The organism is Aquimarina sp. AU58 (genome assembly GCF_900312745.1).
Classification (GTDB): Bacteria; Bacteroidota; Bacteroidia; order Flavobacteriales; family Flavobacteriaceae; genus Aquimarina; species Aquimarina spinulae.
Map to the genome: position 1 here is coordinate 1,017,884 of NZ_OMPD01000014.1, position 18,618 is coordinate 1,036,501.

The following is an 18,618-nucleotide window of genomic DNA, read 5'->3' on the forward strand; positions in this document are numbered from 1 at the left end:
TTTTCTTCTTTCATTTCAAACAAAATCAAAAAACATCAAAGAAATTCTTCTTCAATGTTTTTCGACTTTATCTAATTTTTTTAGTTTTTAAATATTTTAGATTGTGACAGATTTGCCTACAAAATCGATAACAGTACTGGTGATAAAATCAATTTGTTCATCATCTAATTCTGTATGCATTGGTAAAGAAATCACTTCTTTTACCAACTGATTGGTTATAGGGAAATCGGCTTCATTATAGCGTTCATCCTGATATGCTTTTTGACTGTGCAAAGGGATAGGGTAATAAACACCACAAGGAATTCCATTATCATTTAGATGTTTAACCAGAGCATCACGATCTATATCGATCACTCTAAGCGTATATTGATGAAACACATGTGTGTCTTCTTTATCAATTATAACAGGGGTAATAATATGTTCCTGATCGGCAAAAGCTGTTGTATATTTTTTTGCCGCCTCTCGTCGGGCATCATTATAGCGATCCAAGTTAGGAAGTTTTATTCTTAGCACTGCTGCTTGTATAGAATCCAGACGAGAATTTACACCTACAACATCATGATGATATCTCGTATACATTCCGTGGTTTACAATCCCTCTTATGATATGTGCCAAATCATCATCATTAGTAAAGATAGCACCTCCATCTCCATAACATCCTAAATTTTTGGAAGGGAAAAAAGAAGTAGAAGCTACATGGCCGATCGTTCCTGATTTTGAAGTGCTTCCATCTTTAGAATGGTAACTCCCTCCAATACCTTGGGCATTATCTTCGATTACATATAAATCATGCTCTTTGGCAATGGCCATAATGGCATCCATATTGGCAGACTGCCCAAATAGATGTACAGGTACAATAGCTTTTGTCTTAGGAGTAATTGCTTTTTTTATAGCTTCGGGATCAATATTAAAAGAATCTGGCTCTACATCTACTAGTACAGGAGTAAGCTGTAGTAAGGCAATTACTTCTACTGTAGCAGCAAAAGTAAAATCTGCCGTTATTACTTCATCACCAGGTTGTAGACCTAGTCCCATCATGGCAATCTGTAATGCATCTGTACCATTTGCACAAGGAATAACATGTTTTACACCAAGATAATCCTCTAGTTCTTTTTGAAAACTATGTACTTCGGGACCATTAATAAAAGCAGTAGATTGCACAACATCGAGAACAGATGAATCTATGCGTTCTTTGATTTGTTCATATTGACCCTTAAGGTCAACCATTTGTATCTTCTTCATAAATGTTTTATTGTAACCTCACGAAAGTACAAAATATTGATACTATTGCCAATGTAATTTTAGATAAAAGAAATGTATTTTAGCAATTCATAAAAATTATCATTTTTGGGCATTTTATATAACATCTTTATTGCAATATTTAATAGTATACTTCCTATAATAGGGCTATTAAGTCCTAAACTTAAATTGTTTGCTAATGGAAGGAAAACAGTTTTTGAAACTCTTGAGCAGTATTTTCCTTCTCAAGATCGTATAATATGGTTTCATTGTGCATCTTTGGGAGAATATGAGCAAGGTGTTCCTGTAATAGAGGAGTTAAAGAAAAAATATTCGGATCATAAAGTATTAGTTACTTTTTTTTCTCCTTCTGGTTACGAAGCTAAAAAAAATAGTACACTGGCTGATATTATTGTATATCTGCCTATGGATACCAATGCAAATGCTATTCGGTTTATTCAATTGGTAAAACCCGAACTTGCTGTTTTTGTAAAATATGAGTTTTGGCCTAATTACCTAAAAGTATTGCAAAACAAAAATGTTCCAGCAGTATTTATATCTGCTACATTTAGAGAAGATCAGGCATTTTTTAAATGGTATGGCGGTTTTATGAGAAAAACTTTACAAACCGTAGATCATTTTTTTGTTCAGGATAAAATATCACAAACACTAATAGAAAAACAAGGTTTTGCCAACGTTACATTGAGTGGAGATACACGTTTTGATCGTGTGTCACACCAAATAGAAATGGATAATCATGTTGATTTTATTTCAGAATTTATTAACGAGCGACTTTGTATAGTAATGGGAAGCTCATGGCCAGAAGACGAAGAAGTTTTTATAGACTATATAAACGAAGTTTCGGATAAGGTTTGTTTTATTATTGCTCCTCACGAAATAAAAGATAATATCACAAATACATTAAAACGAAAGATCAAAAAGAAAGCTGTTTTATATTCTGAAAAAGAAGGAAAAGTACTGAAAGATCAGCAGGTGTTTATAATGAATACTATCGGATACTTATCTCGGGTATACAGCTACGCAGATATAGCATATGTTGGCGGAGCTATGGGAACAGGAGGGTTGCATAATATTTTAGAACCAGCAACTTTCGGAATCCCTATTGTTATCGGTAAAAATTTTGAAAAATTTAGAGAGGCCAAGCAGCTTCAAAAATTGGCTGGGCTATTTTCGGTTTCAAGTGCTGATGAATTTAACCAGGTACTACATAAACTTGTCGAGGATAAAAAGTTTAGAGAAAAAACAGGAATGATTTCTGGTCACTTTATCAATAGCAATACAGGGGCTACGGCAATGATTATGGCATATTTAATTAAGAAAATTAATTAAAATAAAAAGCTTTAAAATAACAAAGAATCGTTGACTTTTGCTTTTAACTATACGGTAACGGCCTGATTAAAATATCGTCTAAACGGAAGCATTTCTTTATATACAGCAATCACCTTATCCATAAAATCGTCTTTCAGTATATCTTCTTGATTTAGAGGATGAATAACGGCAAATGTTCTATGACGTAGTAAATCAATATATTCATGATCAGAAGAGTATCCTTTGGGAGTAGTTTTTAATTTATCTTTATCTAAATACATCCCTCCAAAAGTCTGTTTAAAGCTTTTTTTGTTTAAAATTTTCACCAGTTCTTCACCATTATAATCAATTGCTTCTCGAATACTGGCAAGCATTTTGTTTTCTGGTCTCCAGTAACCACCAGCTAACTCACATTCGTTAATCCCAATTTGGATATAAAAATCGCCTTGCTTGGTACGTTGATCCAGTCCAGCTGCAAAATGATCTTTATAAACTGGTTTGTTTGGGTGAAAAAGTAAATTGTTATTAATACGATTAATACCTTTTTTACCTGAAGTAGGATAGTAATTTGGATCTATTGCTGCCAATTTCCCATCCAATTCATCTAGCCATTGTATAAATGAATTACGAATAGTTTGATACTGTTTTCTATTAGCATCCATCCATTCTTTATGATTATTGGCCTGTAAATCTTGTAAAAATTGAAAGAGTGTATTAAAATCCATCTTGATCCAAAGAATTAGAACAACCCGTTTAACTCGGCATCGATACGATTTATAATATTACCCAAATCCTCTGGGTTGTCTACAAAATTGATATTGTCTACATCTACAATAAGAAGGTTGCCTTTATCATAATCATGCGCCCAGGCTTCATATCGCTCATTAAGCCTGCTTAGATAATCAATACTAATTGTATTTTCATATTCACGGCCACGTTTGTGGATCTGATTTACCAGGTTAGGAATACTACTTCTAAGATAAATTAGTAAATCAGGACCTTCTACTACATTTTCCATAAGGTCAAAAAGTGATCTGTAGTTTTCAAAATCGCGATTGGTCATAAGCCCCATTGCATGTAAGTTTGGAGCAAAAATGTATGCATCCTCATAGATCGTTCTATCCTGGATGATATCTTTTCCGCTTTCACGAATATCTAATATTTGTCTAAAACGACTATTAAGGAAATAAATCTGAAGGTTGAAAGACCATCGCTCCATTTTATTATAAAAATCCTCTAGATAAGGGTTCTCTAATACATCTTCAAAATGAGCTTCCCATTTATAATGTTTAGCAAGTAATCGGGTCAATGTAGTTTTTCCGGCTCCGATATTTCCAGCTATTGCTATATGCATAGTTGATTGTTTTTCTTGAGGGGTTTTGTAAAAATGTGCGTTAAAGTGTGGGCGTAAATATAGTGGATTTTATGAGTAACATAAAAAGGATGGAAAAGAATTTCGGTAAGATGCATATTTTAAAAACTTAAGTGCTTGCTTAATCAATATAAGTAACGTACAAAAATTGATTTTAGCATACCAGTTTATATCCATATCCTCTTACATTAATAATTTGAATAGATTCGTCTTGTTTTAGTTTTTTGCGAAGTTTGGTGATAAATACATCCATACTTCTACCACTAAAAAAATCATCATCACCCCAAAGTTTTTTAAGAATCATTGAACGATCCAGTACTTGATTTTTGTTTTTGATCAGGTGAAACAGCAGGTGGGCTTCTCTATGTGTAAGTTGTGATGTTTCTTCTTTGTAGGTAAGTAATTGCTTAGGGAAATCGAAAGTATAGGCACCAATGCTAATAATTTCTGCACTCTGTTGTAAGGTAATGCGATGCAATAAATTATTGATTCTTACAATCAATTCTTCCATGCTAAAGGGTTTTTTTAGATAATCATTACCACCAATAGTAAATCCTTCTACGACATCTTGGGTTTGAGACTTAGCTGTAAGAAATATGATAGGAATGGTGCTATCTTCTTGTCGAATTTCTTTGGCGAGCGTAAAACCATCTTTTTTAGGCATCATAACATCCAGAACAAGGAGTTTGGGTTGTACAGATTTATATAAAGCATAGGCTTCTTCGCCATTTTTGGCCAGGTGTACTTTAAAACTTCTGGTCTCCAGGCTCTCCTTAATGATTTGGCCCAGAGATGGTTCATCTTCTGCAAGTAGTATTTCGATTGTCTCAGCCATTAGGTAAAGTAATTTTGAAATTGGTTAACCCTTGATCTAATGATAATTGTATGGTTCCTTTATGTTTTTCAATAATGGTTTTGGTATAAAAAAGACCGATGCCAAAACCTTTAACGTCGTGCGTATTTCCTTTGGGTACACGATAGAATTTTTCGAATATTTTCTCTTTATGAGCTTTAGTTAATCCTGTCCCATTATCTTTAATTTCTATGATGATATGTGGATCTGTATTTATAATACTAATACCCACTGTGTTTCCTCCATATTTAATTGCATTATCAACAATATTATTTATGGCATTTTCAAAGTGAAATACATCTATTTTTCTCCAAATATTCTCATGAGAATTGGTAAAGGTTATATTTTTTTCGGGTGAATTTACCTTATGCTTTTCTGCAATAGTATGAATCAGTTTTATTAAATTCGTTTCTTCCAGATTTAATTGCAATTCATCGCTGTCTAGTGTAGCCGTTTCCAGAATTTTTTCGACCATGGTATTAAGTTTGTTTAATTGACCCGAAGACATTTCGATATACTTTTTTGTCTTTTTCTGATCATTTTCCTGGTTGAAATTTTGAATACCTTCCAGGGCAGCACTTATGGTGGCAATAGGAGTTTTAAATTCGTGTGTGATATTACTTATTAAATCGTTTTTAAGCGCGGCCAGGTGTTTTTGATGATTAATGATTTGAAGTAGATACAATAAGCAACCAATTACCGCAGTCATTAATATAAAAGATAAAAGTATACCAAGCAGGTTTTTCTTCAGAATAGCGATTGTGGTATTGGTGAAAAAAAGTTTTAGAGAGCTATTAGGAGGTAAATACGAAGATTTAGATTGAGTGTATAATTGGTTTTTATCGACTGTTAAAGTATCACATCTATTATTGTGTAATTGCTCTAACTGATTGGTATATTTTAAAGTATAATCAGCAGAAACTTTTTTTCGAACGAGTTCAACCTTTAATAAACTATCTATTTTATTGAGATTCACTTCATCCTGACTTATAGAAATAACAATTTTAGAAGTCAAGGTTTCAAATGGATTTGTATTAGTAGAAACGGTAATAGAATCATGCTCTGATATATTTAGCATAGTCTTAATAGAGTCAGATATTTGTAAAACCTTTATAAACTGTTTTGTAGAATCAATGTTTTTATTTCTATAGAAGGATATTTCTGAAGTTCTGATAGAATCTGATAGATCAGATCTACTAAAATGCTTTTTGGTAGAATCAATTTGTTTTAAAATTTTATCTAGTTGTTTACTCGAGAAATAGTTTGAGTTTTTTGGATTGGATATAAAACCAAAGGTTTGGTTTTTCGCTAATTCTTCGTAATACTGGTCAACAGCGTTGTCCAAACTAATCTGTACTTCATTAACCAATTGTTGTTTGGAAGCCTGATAATTTTTGAAATTCCAGTATATCTGAATCACTAGGGTAACCAGAATAACGGCTGAAATAAAATACAATATGCTCTTATAACGATTCTTTTGCATACTTCAAAAGTAAGGTTCTTATCTTATATAAAACCAATCGGTTAACACACGTTAACACTGGTTAACCTTTTGGTTAGGGTTCAGTTTTCATATTTGTAACGTATTAATCAAAAAAATCTAATCATGGTACGAATTATAATATTGATAGCACTATTTATGGTTGAAAGCTTGTTTGCTCAGGATTTTCAGGGTGTTGTAACGTATAAGACCAATAGAAAAGTGGATCTTAATATGGAAGACTCTAAAATGAATGCAGATATGCAAAAACAACTTCAGGAGATGTTGAAAAAGCAATTTCAAAAAGAGTATGTATTAAATTTTAATACTTCAGAATCGATATACAAAGAAGAAGAAAGTTTAGGAGCACCACAACCAGCCTCTGGGATTCAGGTTGTAATTGCAGGATCTGGAGCATCTAATATTTTGTATAAAAACATTAAAGAAAAACGCTTTGCCAGGAAACAAGATATGATGGGTAAGCTATTTCTGGTTAAAGACAAGCTGGAAAAATTGGATTGGAAGCTCGAAGATAAAACAAAAAAAATAGGGAATTATACATGTTATAAAGCAACGGCAAAACGAATGGGGCAACGTATGCGAAATATGACAATTAGTGTTGATAGTGATGAAGAAATGACAGAGCCTGAAGAAGAAGAAATTACAATTACGGCTTGGTATACACCAGAAATACCAATCTCTCATGGACCCGGAAGTTATTGGGGACTTCCTGGTTTGATATTAGAAATCAATGATGGAGATCAAAGTATACTAAGTACTAAATTGGTGTTGAATTCAAAAAAGAAAACAGATATCAAAGAACCAACAAAAGGTAAGGTAGTTACAGAAGAAAAATTTGAAAAAATAATGGAAAAGAAAATGAAAGAAATGAGAGATAGAATGAATACACGAGGAGGCAGTGGAGATTTCGAAATTCGAATCGGAGGATAAAATTTATATTCTAACCTAACATAATACTAATTAGATAACAGTAACTCTACTCTTCATAAAGAGTTACTGTTTCTATAACTCTGGTTATAGAAATAGATAAAATCATTATAAAATGCATAAAAAATTAGGACTATTGGTGTTCCTTATAGGGATATCCCTGGCATCTACTGCCCAAAAAGTACAAATTACTGGTTTTGTTAAAGATTCATTAGGTGATCCTATTGCAATGGCTAATGTAATTGCATATAAGAAGTTGGATAATGCCATGACTAGTTATGGAATCACGAATGATCAGGGTAGGTACAAAATTTCAGTTCCTAATAATGAAACATATCTGCTAAAAGTGAGTTTTATCGGTCTTACCGCAGAAACAAAATCAATTACAGTAACTACCAAAGATGTAATTTCAGATTTTGAAATGAAATCCGAAGAAAATAGCCTGGACGAAGTAGAAATCGTTTATGAGATGCCAGTAGTAGTAAAAGGAGATACTTTGGTGTATAATACCGATTCTTTTGTGAATGGTACAGAAAAGAAATTGGGAGATGTGTTAGAAAAACTACCAGGAGTCGAGGTTAATGAAAATGGAGAAATTGAAGTCGAAGGTAAAACTGTTTCTAAGGTAATGGTAGAAGGAAAAGACTTTTTTGACGGAGATTCTAAACTGGCAACAGAAAATATCCCTGCCGATGCATTAGACAAGGTTGAAGTGTTACGCAATTATGAAGATGTAGGACAAATGCGCGGGCTACGTAATTCGCAAGATCAGGTAGCGATTAATATCAAATTAAAAGAAGGGAAAAAGAACTTCTGGTTCGGTGATATAACCGCAGGTTCTGGAGTAGGAGAGACAGAACGCTATATCGTAAAACCTAAACTATTTTATTATAGCCCAAAGTACAGTATTAATGTGCTTACAGATATTAATGATATTGGCGAAGTCCCTTTTACGATGAGAGACTATTTTAATTTTACAGGAGGTTTTAGAAATTTAGGCCGTGGGGGTACTACTTTTAGTATCTCTACAGATGATCTGGCCTTTGCCACATTACAAAATAATAGAGCTAATGAAGTTGATACCAAATTTGGTGCGGCAAACTTTAGTCTTACAGCCAATAAAAAACTGGACCTTAGTGGATACGGAATCGCAAGTGATACCAGAGTAGATTTGATCACTAATACACAGAGAGTATATATTGATGATACTTCGGATCCTACAGATAACACGACAGAAGAAACTATTGATAACACCTGGCAACGAAGTAAGTTGGGTTTATTAAAATTAAGCGCAAGTTATAGACCGAATAGCAGTTTTAGAATGGATTATGATATCTTCGGAAAACTTTCCGGGCAAAAGGAAGATGGTGCTTTTCGATCTATAAGATCAACGGTTTCTGAAGATATAAATGAGAAACTTGAAAATACTACATTTTCGATCCAGCAAAATATGAATGCGTACTATACATTAGGTACAAAACATATATTTTCATTAGAAGCACAACATCTATTTCAAAATGAAGATCCTTTTTATAATGCAATACGATCAGAAATTCCTTTTAGAGGAGTTTTTACACAAATAAATGATCCTTTTCTCCCTGATACAGATACTTTTGACCCATTAGAAGAATCTGAAAATTATAGTATTAATCAACAAAAAAAGGTGAAAACAAATAAGCTGGATGCAAAACTGGATTATTATTATGTGTTAAATAAGAAAAGTAACCTCAATTTCACATTAGGAAGTACACTAAGCACTCAAAGTTTTGAATCTAATATTTTTCAGATTTTGGATAATGGAAATCAAAATAACTTTGAAGCTAATGAGTTTACTAACGATGTAAAATATAGTTTTAGTGATCTATATGCTGGTTTGCATTATAAGTTTATTAAAGGGATTTTTACATTTAATCCCGGGGTGAGTGTGCATAATTATAGCTTAAAAGATCAACAATTGGGAACCGAAATAACTCAGAATGAATGGCAGGTGTTACCAGATCTTTTTGTTTTAGCTCAATTAAGGCAAAATGAAAGCTTACGATTTAATTATTCGATAACAGCAGAGTATACAGATGTTAACCGTTTGGCGACTGGGTATGTGTTTAATAATTATAATTCATTATTTCAGGGAAACCGAAATCTGGAAAATTCATTATATGATAATTATTCATTAAACTATTTCAATTTTAATATGTTTAATTATACTAATATTTTTGCTCAAATATCGTATAGCAATCGGCGTAATCCTATTAAGAATACGAGTGTGATTACGGGAATAAATAGAGTAGATACACCTATTAATTCTAACATGGAAGATCAAATACTTTCTGCCAACGGAAATTTTGCTCGCACGTTTGGAAAAATAAAAGGAAACCTGAGAGCAAATATAAGTTGGTCGAGTTTTAATAATATTGTAAATACGCTCCCAAGTGAAAGCGTAAGTTTTACACAAGTGTATAGTACAGAGTGGTCAACCAATTTTAAAAAAGGACCTAATTTTGATTTAGGATATAGTTTTACGGTTAATGATTATGATAATAATGGCGCCAAAAACACATTTTATACCAGTCAACCATTTGCGAGATTAGATTGGTCTTTTGCCAAAGGGTTTTTGATGAAATCATCCTATAGGTATTATGATTATCGCAATACAAAAACGACTCTAAATGAATATAGTTTTTGGGATGCAGATTTGTTTTATCAAAAGCCAAATAGTAAATGGGAGTATAAACTGTCGGTAACCAATATTCTAGATACCAAAAGTATCAATCAAGATAATTTTAATGAATTATATAACAGCACATCGAGTTATGTGATCCAACCTCGTTACTGGATTTTAAGTATAAAATATAATCTGTAATTATAGTATAGATGATTACGACCAATTAGGGGTAATCTAAAAAAAACGTTATGGCAACATATAAAGTATTGGGGTTTTTATTTTTGATAGTGATGATATCTTGTAATCAAAGTCAAAAAAATACGTCTAAAGATGTACAAACGAATTCACAACAAGAGATGGAAGTTACCAAGGCACAAGGCATAATCACCAAGATAAGCTCTAAAAACTTTGAAGATACATACAATACATTAGTCGAAATCATTACCAATAATCCTAACCTGAAGATTATAGCGCAATTAGATCATCAAGCTAATGCTGCATCTGTAGATCTAGAATTGAACCCCACACGAGTAATCATGTTTGGTAATCCTAAATTAGGAACTCCTTTAATGCAGAATTCTCAAATTACTGGATTAGATCTTCCTCAAAAGATTCTAATATGGCAAGATGATAATGGTGTTGTTAATGTTTCGTACAATGATCCCGAGTTTTTAAAACTTCGTCATGAGATTACGGATAAAGAGGATGTCTTAACAATCATTTCCAAAGCTTTAGATAATCTTTCGAAAGGAGCCACAGGAATATAATAATCTACAATACTTGAGTTAGCCCAATATTCAATATAAATGTCTCCAGGAATATATATTATTTATTTCTGGAGGCTAATTTTGTAGTTTTACCTTGATTGGGCCTCCACTAGATACATAACTTCCACCAATTTCATCAATATTAATATCCAATTCGTCTTGTGTGCTAATACTGTTAAGATCTATTTTAAGCTTATCATAAGTATCAATGTTTTTAATATTTACATCGATCTCATCAGTATTGCTTAGTCGAACCGTTATTGATCCATCATCATTAATAGGAAGTAACCCATAGTTTGTTGCGGGAGTATTATTTGCATATGCTTTTGGAAAAATATCTATATCTCTTATTACAATAATAACGAGACAGATAGCGATAATCGTGATTATAGACTTGGTATACGTATCAGTTTTCATAAAGTATAGTTTTTGTTTGCTAAAAAGTACCAATAAAGGTGCCAAAACCTAGCTTTCTTTATATGAAATCTTACACATATTAAGAGATTAGACGAGTAAATGCCTTAAAATCAATACAAAAACCAATAAAAATTACCTAGATTTGCGCTTTTTTAAGCAATAATAGAACCCAAAAACTCGTTTTTTGGGAACAACCTAACCAAACCACAATAATGACTAAACGTACTAGTCGATTGCATTTTCTTGATGCAATTCGGGCATTTGCAATTCTTATGATGCTTCAAGGACATTTTGTACATTCTCTTTTGGGAGATGTATATAGGGACAAAAATAATATTGTATACGCGACCTGGGAATATTTTAGAGGTATGACTGCTCCTACATTTTTTACGATAACAGGCTTTATTTTTACGTATTTACTACTAAAACAAAACACAAAAGGAATAGATAATCCAAGAGTTTTAAAAGGCGTAAAACGTGCTGTTAAAGTTATTTTTTGGGGGTATTTATTGCGAGTAAGCTTTTATGAAGTTTTTACAGGAAGAGTAAACCCTTCGTTTTTCTATGTAGATGTATTACAATGTATAGGTACGTCATTGTTACTATTGATAGGAATATATCTTGTTTTGTGTCGAATTAATGAAACTTGGTTTCAAAATGTAATGTTAAGTATTGGTGTGATTATTTTTCTTCTCCAGCCCATGTATGGTAGCTGTATATTAGAGTTTTTACCACAAACAGTTGCAAATTATTTTACAAATAGAAATGGTTCTATTTTTACATTATTACCCTGGTTTGGATATGTGTGTATTGGCAGTTTTATGGCCAGCCTGTTTTTAAAATACGGAAAACAAAAAATGTTTTACCCTCATGCTATTATCGCACTTTTATTCGTAGGGGTATTATTGGTGTTTTATTCTTCAGCTATACTAATGGTTATTTATAATATAACAGATATTAGTATTTTTAAATCAGTAGCTTATAACAACTTCTTATTTATAAGATTAGGAAATGTGTGTATCCTTTTTTCTGTATTTATTTTGATGAAAAACTATGTTACAAATCAGATGATAACTAAAATAGGAGGGAGAACACTATCAATCTATATAGTTCACTTTTTTGTACTTTACGGAAGTTGGTTCGGACTGGGACTTAGTCGTTTTTTTTATCACAGTTTAACGCCGGGACAAACTTTTATAGGAGCATTATTGTTTATAATTAGTATATGTGCAACAGTTTTGTATTATTATAAATATGAAGAAGAACTGAAGCTTCAAACACATTATATACTTAAGAAAACTATCTTACCAGAAGCTTTTGTGTTATTTAAAAATACAATTATTCGTACATATCGAAACATTAGATATACAAGACGATAGTATTATTATCTTTAGATTGGTTAATTATTTTTTTATTGTATTAAAAATCAGTATCTTATAATGGTTTAATCAATACTCATTTTGTCATGCCAACAATAAAATCATTAAACAAATGGGCTAATGCACATACGTATTATCCGTTAGATTTGTTAAGAATTGCATTAGGAGTTTTCTTATTTATAAAAGGAATAAATTTTATTAGTAATAGCCAGATTCTGGTAGATCTTATTAAACCTGTTCAAAACCTTGCGGGTGCTATGATTATAATTCATTATGTCGCTCCGGCACATTTAATAGGAGGTTTACTTATTTCTTTTGGATTACTTACTCGATGGTCGGTTACGGCACAGCTTCCATTATTAATTGGTGCAGTTCTTATCAATTTTGTGGGAGAGATGAATGTGGCAAACCTTGTTATTGCTAGTATAATTTTGTTATTATGTGTATTTTTCTTGTTCTACGGTTCGGGGAAACATTCTGTAGATTACTATCTAAAGATGGAACAATGAAACAATAAAAACAAAATAAGGAGTGCAGTGCATTTCGAAAATAAAAAAAACCGCTCATTGAGCGGTTTTTTTTATTTTTTTACCATCCCGATAAGCGAGATTTCCCACTATTAGAAGGAATGTCTAAGTATATAGTGTCTATTTTTTTTGAAGCATAAACATTGCTTTTGTATTTAGAAGCTCTTTTTTTATTCTTTTCAATTTGTTTTCTTATTTTTTTCCACTTCTTTTCACTATAAATAGTAGTGTTTTTTGATTGCTGAGCTACATTTTCATTTGCCTCTACCGAGTTAGTAGTATAAGAGGAGGCTTGTTTTTGTAACGTGTTATTAGTAATAGTAATAGGTTTGAAATCAGTTGTGTTACTTTGTCCTATCGATGAATACGATATACATAGTAATAGTACTGTAGTCATAGCAATTTTCATTTTTTTAGATTTTGGGGGGTTAGTAATCATAAGTATAAAATTGAAGTTATTTATATAAGTTTAAATAAGATTAATTTTTATAATCTGAATATTAAATAAATATCTGATCTTCAGTTACTAAGATAGTTATACTAATTCAATTTTGACTACGGAAAAACCGCAATATAGTACAGGGATTTTTCCCCTAAAATGTGCTGAGAAGTACTGTGGTTACTCGTATTTTTTTCTAAATATTAATCGAAAATTTTATTTTATGTTTTATACAAGAAAAATATAAAATATAGAGTTAATCAAGTGGTAATAAGGGATGAAAGCTATTTTGAAATATCGAATAAAAAAACTGATTTTCTTGAAAATAATGCTTTTTTCGAGAAAATCAGCCTGTTTTTTATTTCACAAAATGGTGAAAAACGTCAAATTTTAAACAATATAGAAATAACTATATGTTAATAAAGTGATATAAGGTAATTGAAAAAGTTGCTTTTTTCAGAATATTTTAGACCTAATTATATAGTTTACCAACCCGATAAACGAGATTGACCACTACCTATATTATATGCAGGAATATCTATATATATAGTATCCATAACTTTTGAAGCATAGATTCTGTGTTTTGCATTAGAAGCTCTTCTTTTATTTTTTTTGAGTTGTTTTTTGATTTTTCGCCACTCTTTTTTACTATAAAAATCCTTATCCTTCATTTTTATAGGAGCATGTATCACCAAACGATCTGTCATAACAATTTCATCAGTACTATATTGCTCTTCCTGAATTTGATTATCAATAGTTTTTACCGAAGTCAGATCATTTTCAAAATCCTGACCAAAAGACATACCAAACACTAATAAAAAAGCGATATTGAATGCAAATTTTAATTTCATTTCCCTAAATTTAAATGAATTAATAGCGGTACACTAAAATTCTAAAATAAAACATATCGAAATTATTTTCCCTCCAAATAGATATGTTTATGTACCTCATTATATTAATGTGATAAATGTAATGATAATACTTGATTTCGTAATACGGGAAAACCTCATTTTTTCAGAGCTTCACCTAATTTTTCGATGAATAACTATAAAACCAGATAAAAACTAGATTTTAAAAGCTTTTTTAACAGCTTCTACATAGTCAAGTTTCTCCCAGGTAAATAACTCTACTTCCTTTTCAATTTTACCAGAATACGGACTTTCAAAAACCTTAGTAATCGTTTGTGGTTCTTTACCCATATGACCATAGGCAGCTGTTTCCTGATAGATAGGATTACGTAATTTAAGACGTTTCTCGATAGCAGCTGGACGCATATCGAAGATTTTGCCTACTATTTCTGCAATTTCACCATCAGTTAATCCAAGAGAGCTACTTCCGTAAGTGTCTACAAAAATAGAAGTAGGTTCAACAACACCAATCGCATAAGATACCTGTACCAATACTTCATTCGCTACTCCTGCGGCTACAAGATTTTTGGCTATATGTCTGGATGCATATGCAGCAGAACGATCTACTTTACTTGGATCCTTACCCGAAAAAGCACCTCCACCATGAGCACCTTTACCACCATAAGTGTCTACTATAATTTTTCTTCCGGTAAGACCAGTATCTCCATGAGGACCACCAATCACAAATTTTCCGGTTGGGTTAATGTGATATGTGATCTGATCATTAAATAATTGTTGAATATAACTAGGTAATTGAGCAATTACTCTAGGCATTAAAATAGAAATGATATCATTTTTTATTTTACTTAGCATTACATCATCATTACTATCAAAATCATCATGTTGTGTAGATACTACAATAGCAACAATACGTTGAGGTACATTATCATCATTATATTCGATAGTTACCTGACTTTTAGAATCAGGACGTAAATAAGGGATTTCTACACCTTCACGTCTTAGTTTGGCCAATTCAATTAATATTTTATGAGAAATATCAAGAGCCAAAGGCATGTAATTAGCAGTTTCTTTGGTAGCATATCCAAACATCATTCCTTGGTCACCAGCACCTTGCTCTTCTTTATTCTCACGATCAACTCCTTGATTTATATCTTGCGATTGTTCATGAATAAGAGAGATTACTCCACAAGAATCACCACTAAATTGGTATGCACCTTTGGTGTAACCAATTGTATTGATGACATCTCTTGCTATATGTTGTACATCGAGATATGTTTTTGATTTTACTTCTCCGGCAAGTACTACCTGACCAGTAGTTACAAGCGTTTCGCAGGCTACTTTAGAGTCAGCATCAAAAGCTAAAAAGTTATCTAATAATGCATCACTTATCTGATCTGCTACTTTATCTGGGTGTCCTTCAGATACACTTTCTGAAGTAAATAAATATGCCATTCTTTGTTGTTTTATGAGAAAATATTTAGACGTAATTGCAATGTGAAGCTTTCGACAGAACATCTTAATCGAACTGCTTTAGCATTTTTTATACTGTAAAAAAAATTATTTCAGTATTTGGGTTGCAATCAGTCAAATCTTTCCCCGAAAATATTTTGGCAAAGGTAAAAAAAATGATAATACTTAAAAGCATTTAACGTATCATTAATTTTCTTTAATGAAGATTATTTTTAAGAAGCCAACTTTATTAAAATAATTTTTGAAGGAAAAATGATTTGATTAAAAAATAATTACTAGATTTGTCCCCGAAGTTTCTTATACATATTAGTAAGTTATTAAGAAAGGTGGAGGGAATAGACCCTGTGAAACCTTAGCAACCCTTTGATTTATTAAAGAAGGTGCTACATTCTATCTCAATTAATTGGGAGAAGATAACTCGATACAATTATTATTTCTGTAATTGTCTTTCCTTTCTTTTTAATTTTCTATTTACATACACTATAATTGAGTGTTTGATGTATTTGAATTTTGTTTAAAATTTAAAATAGAAAATTATGAATACACAAAAATTTGCAACAGGAGCTTTGCATGCAGGTCATGATGTATCTGCTAATGGTGGAACAAGAGCGGTGCCAATTTATCAAACAACATCGTATGTTTTTAACAATTCTGATCATGCTGCCAACCTATTTAACTTGTCCGAAACAGGATTTATTTATACGAGATTAAATAACCCAACAAATGATATACTAGAACAACGCCTTGCAGCATTAGAAGGAGGTATTGCGGCAGTAGTAACGTCGTCGGGAACAGCAGCAATCAATACAACTTTGTTAACCTTACTAAAAACAGGTGATCATATAGTAGCATCGAGTAGTTTGTATGGCGGGACATACAACTTGTTAAATGTTACATTGCCTAGATTTGGCATTACAACAACTTTTGTAGATCCTTCAAACCCAAATAATTTTAAAGATGCTGTACAAGAGAATACACGCGCATTTTTTGTAGAATCATTAGGGAACCCAAAGCTAGATGTATTAGACTTAAAAGCAATTTCGTCTGAAGCCAAAACCTATAAAGTACCTTTAATAGTTGATAATACAGTTGCTACACCGGCATTACTTAACCCTATTGAGTATGGGGCTAATATCGTAATTCATTCCCTTACAAAATATATTAGTGGTAATGGAACATCTCTTGGAGGAGCAATTATCGATGCAGGGACTTTTGATTGGTCTAGCGGTAAATTTCCGGAGTTTACAGAGCCTTCACCGGGATACCACGGATTAGTGTATCACGATGCATTAGGACCAGCAGCATTTATTGCAAAAGCAAGAATAGAAGGATTGCGAGATCATGGAGCTGCACTAAGTCCATTTAATGCATTTCAGATTTTACAAGGTTTAGAAACCTTAGAAATCAGAATAAAAAAACATAGCGAAAATGCATTGCAGCTTGCTAAATGGTTAGAAAAACAAGAAGAGGTAAGTTGGGTAAAGTATCCGGGACTCAAAAATGATACATACTATGAGCTAGCTAAAGAATACTTGCCAAAAGGGCAAAGTGGGATCATCACTTTTGGAGTAAAAGGTGGTTTTGACTCTGCTAAAACGGTAGCAGATGAAACAAAAATTTTCTCTTTACTAGCAAATATAGGAGATTCTAAATCTTTAATTATACATCCTGCTAGTACTACGCACCAACAACTAGACCCTGCACAGCAAGAATCTACTGGGGTAACTCAGGATTTGATACGGTTATCAGTTGGACTCGAAGATATTGAGGATCTAAAAGAAGATTTAAAAGAAGCTTTTAATAAAGTAAAAGTTAAAATTTAAAAGATCCAAAAATCGGTATCCTTTTTATAAGGATTTATAATAATGAGGGGTATTAAAATAACCTCAAAGAAATTATAAAGAATGCTTCAAGAATTAGACATCATAAACTATACTACAATAAAGGGAAGATCTATTGATCAGATTCATCTCACATACGAAGTATTTGGGAAACCTCTCTATACGGCACCAATTGTTTTAGTTAACCATGCTCTTACCGGTAATTCTGCTGTATGTGGAGAGCATGGTTGGTGGAACGGCTTAATAGGGAAAGATAAGTGCATTGATACCAATAGATACACCGTTTTGTCTTTTAATATTCCTGGAAATGGATATGATGGAAAAGAAGAAAGCTTAATTGAAGAGTATAAAATATTTAATGCACGAGATATTGCTATTATCTTTTCTGAAGGGCTAAAACTATTGAAAATTGATAAACTATATGCTGTAATTGGAGGATCTGTTGGTGGTGGTATTGCGTGGGAATTAGCAGCTCTTAATCCTAGTTTAATAACCCATTTAATTCCGGTAGCTACAGATTGGAAATCTACAGATTGGTTAAAAGCTAATTGTTTGGTACAAGAACAGATTTTATTGAATTCTAAAGACCCCGTTCGTAATGCCAGGTTACATGCTATGTTGATCTATAGATCCCCAGAATCATTTAAACAAAAATTTAATCGTACTTATAATGATGAAAAAGACATGTATAATATAGAAAGCTGGCTATTGTATCATGGAGAAAAACTAGACGGTAGATTTGCACTTTCTGCCTACAAGGAACTAAATCATATCCTGGCAAATATCGATATAACAGAAGGGCGAGGAGATTTTAATGAAGTAGCCGCATCGATCCAATCCAATATTCATATCATCAGTGTAGATTCTGATGTGTTTTTTACTGCAGCAGAAGATAAGATTACATTTGAAAAGTTGAAAAGAGTAAAACAAAACGTTACTCATAAAATAATTAACTCGGTTCACGGCCATGATGCCTTTTTAATAGAATTTGAACAATTGAATGCATTATTGAAAGATGTGTTTTAA

17 protein-coding genes and 1 riboswitch are annotated in these 18,618 nt (G+C 32.1%); of the genes, 8 read left to right on the forward strand and 9 right to left on the reverse strand.

Going from position 1 to position 18,618, the window contains the following annotated elements:
• Window positions 1–96: 96 nt before the first annotated feature.
• Window positions 97–1,242, reverse strand: coding sequence for a DegT/DnrJ/EryC1/StrS aminotransferase family protein (locus tag DK441_RS15755; RefSeq protein WP_109851557.1), 1,146 nt, complete (start codon window positions 1,240–1,242; stop codon window positions 97–99).
• Between the two features lie 105 nt (window positions 1,243–1,347).
• Here DK441_RS15755 and DK441_RS15760 point away from each other — a divergent pair, with 105 nt between their 5' ends.
• The gene (locus tag DK441_RS15760; protein ID WP_109851558.1) at window positions 1,348–2,589 is read left to right on the forward strand and encodes a 3-deoxy-D-manno-octulosonic acid transferase; all 1,242 of its coding nucleotides are present in this window, start codon (window positions 1,348–1,350) and stop codon (window positions 2,587–2,589) included.
• Between the two features lie 47 nt (window positions 2,590–2,636).
• Here DK441_RS15760 and DK441_RS15765 read toward each other — a convergent pair whose 3' ends face one another.
• The 4 genes from DK441_RS15765 to DK441_RS15780 all read right to left on the reverse strand — a co-directional run bounded on the left by DK441_RS15765 (window position 2,637) and on the right by DK441_RS15780 (window position 6,276).
• Window positions 2,637–3,293 carry a DUF2461 domain-containing protein gene (locus DK441_RS15765; RefSeq protein WP_109851559.1) on the reverse strand — a complete coding sequence of 219 codons (657 nt, stop codon included), beginning with the start codon at window positions 3,291–3,293 and terminating at the stop codon, window positions 2,637–2,639.
• Window positions 3,294–3,307: 14 nt separating this feature from the next.
• Window positions 3,308–3,922 (reverse strand): deoxynucleoside kinase, encoded by a 615-nt coding sequence (locus DK441_RS15770; RefSeq protein WP_024770627.1) that lies wholly within the window; start codon window positions 3,920–3,922, stop codon window positions 3,308–3,310.
• 172 nt (window positions 3,923–4,094) lie between these two features.
• Window positions 4,095–4,775, reverse strand: coding sequence for a response regulator transcription factor (locus DK441_RS15775; RefSeq protein WP_109851560.1), 681 nt, complete (start codon window positions 4,773–4,775; stop codon window positions 4,095–4,097).
• Entirely contained in the window at window positions 4,768–6,276 is a 1,509-nt protein-coding gene (locus tag DK441_RS15780) for a sensor histidine kinase KdpD (RefSeq protein WP_109851561.1), read from the reverse strand. The genes DK441_RS15775 and DK441_RS15780 overlap by 8 nt, the downstream gene beginning before the upstream one ends.
• Before the next feature lie 123 nt (window positions 6,277–6,399).
• Here DK441_RS15780 and DK441_RS15785 point away from each other — a divergent pair, with 123 nt between their 5' ends.
• The 3 genes from DK441_RS15785 to DK441_RS15795 all read left to right on the forward strand — a co-directional run bounded on the left by DK441_RS15785 (window position 6,400) and on the right by DK441_RS15795 (window position 10,650).
• Complete coding sequence (locus DK441_RS15785) at window positions 6,400–7,224, forward strand: GLPGLI family protein (protein WP_109851562.1); 825 nt, start codon at window positions 6,400–6,402, stop codon at window positions 7,222–7,224.
• A 112-nt stretch (window positions 7,225–7,336) separates the two neighbouring features.
• The gene (locus DK441_RS15790) at window positions 7,337–10,081 is read left to right on the forward strand and encodes a carboxypeptidase-like regulatory domain-containing protein (protein ID WP_109851563.1); all 2,745 of its coding nucleotides are present in this window, start codon (window positions 7,337–7,339) and stop codon (window positions 10,079–10,081) included.
• Between the two features lie 50 nt (window positions 10,082–10,131).
• Window positions 10,132–10,650 carry a DUF302 domain-containing protein gene (locus DK441_RS15795; RefSeq protein ID WP_109851564.1) on the forward strand — a complete coding sequence of 173 codons (519 nt, stop codon included), beginning with the start codon at window positions 10,132–10,134 and terminating at the stop codon, window positions 10,648–10,650.
• A gap of 75 nt (window positions 10,651–10,725) precedes the next feature.
• Here DK441_RS15795 and DK441_RS15800 read toward each other — a convergent pair whose 3' ends face one another.
• Window positions 10,726–11,067 (reverse strand): hypothetical protein, encoded by a 342-nt coding sequence (locus DK441_RS15800; RefSeq protein WP_109851565.1) that lies wholly within the window; start codon window positions 11,065–11,067, stop codon window positions 10,726–10,728.
• A gap of 212 nt (window positions 11,068–11,279) precedes the next feature.
• Between DK441_RS15800 and DK441_RS15805 the strand changes: the two genes are divergently transcribed.
• Together DK441_RS15805 and DK441_RS15810 are read left to right on the forward strand one after the other, a co-directional pair.
• Window positions 11,280–12,446 carry a heparan-alpha-glucosaminide N-acetyltransferase domain-containing protein gene (locus DK441_RS15805; protein ID WP_109851566.1) on the forward strand — a complete coding sequence of 389 codons (1,167 nt, stop codon included), beginning with the start codon at window positions 11,280–11,282 and terminating at the stop codon, window positions 12,444–12,446.
• 86 nt (window positions 12,447–12,532) lie between these two features.
• Entirely contained in the window at window positions 12,533–12,955 is a 423-nt protein-coding gene (locus DK441_RS15810; RefSeq protein ID WP_025665131.1) for a DoxX family protein, read from the forward strand.
• A 79-nt stretch (window positions 12,956–13,034) separates the two neighbouring features.
• Here DK441_RS15810 and DK441_RS15815 read toward each other — a convergent pair whose 3' ends face one another.
• The 3 genes from DK441_RS15815 to metK form a co-directional block, all read right to left on the reverse strand.
• Window positions 13,035–13,382 (reverse strand): hypothetical protein, encoded by a 348-nt coding sequence (locus DK441_RS15815; RefSeq protein WP_160112122.1) that lies wholly within the window; start codon window positions 13,380–13,382, stop codon window positions 13,035–13,037.
• A 515-nt stretch (window positions 13,383–13,897) separates the two neighbouring features.
• Entirely contained in the window at window positions 13,898–14,263 is a 366-nt protein-coding gene (locus DK441_RS15820) for a hypothetical protein (protein ID WP_109851568.1), read from the reverse strand.
• Between the two features lie 213 nt (window positions 14,264–14,476).
• Entirely contained in the window at window positions 14,477–15,733 is a 1,257-nt protein-coding gene (gene metK, locus DK441_RS15825; RefSeq protein WP_109851569.1) for a methionine adenosyltransferase, read from the reverse strand.
• 329 nt (window positions 15,734–16,062) lie between these two features.
• Window positions 16,063–16,171: riboswitch (SAM riboswitch) on the forward strand.
• 116 nt (window positions 16,172–16,287) lie between these two features.
• Here metK and DK441_RS15830 point away from each other — a divergent pair.
• Entirely contained in the window at window positions 16,288–17,574 is a 1,287-nt protein-coding gene (locus tag DK441_RS15830; RefSeq protein WP_109851570.1) for an O-acetylhomoserine aminocarboxypropyltransferase/cysteine synthase family protein, read from the forward strand.
• Between the two features lie 81 nt (window positions 17,575–17,655).
• Complete coding sequence (locus DK441_RS15835; RefSeq protein ID WP_109851571.1) at window positions 17,656–18,618, forward strand: alpha/beta fold hydrolase; 963 nt, start codon at window positions 17,656–17,658, stop codon at window positions 18,616–18,618.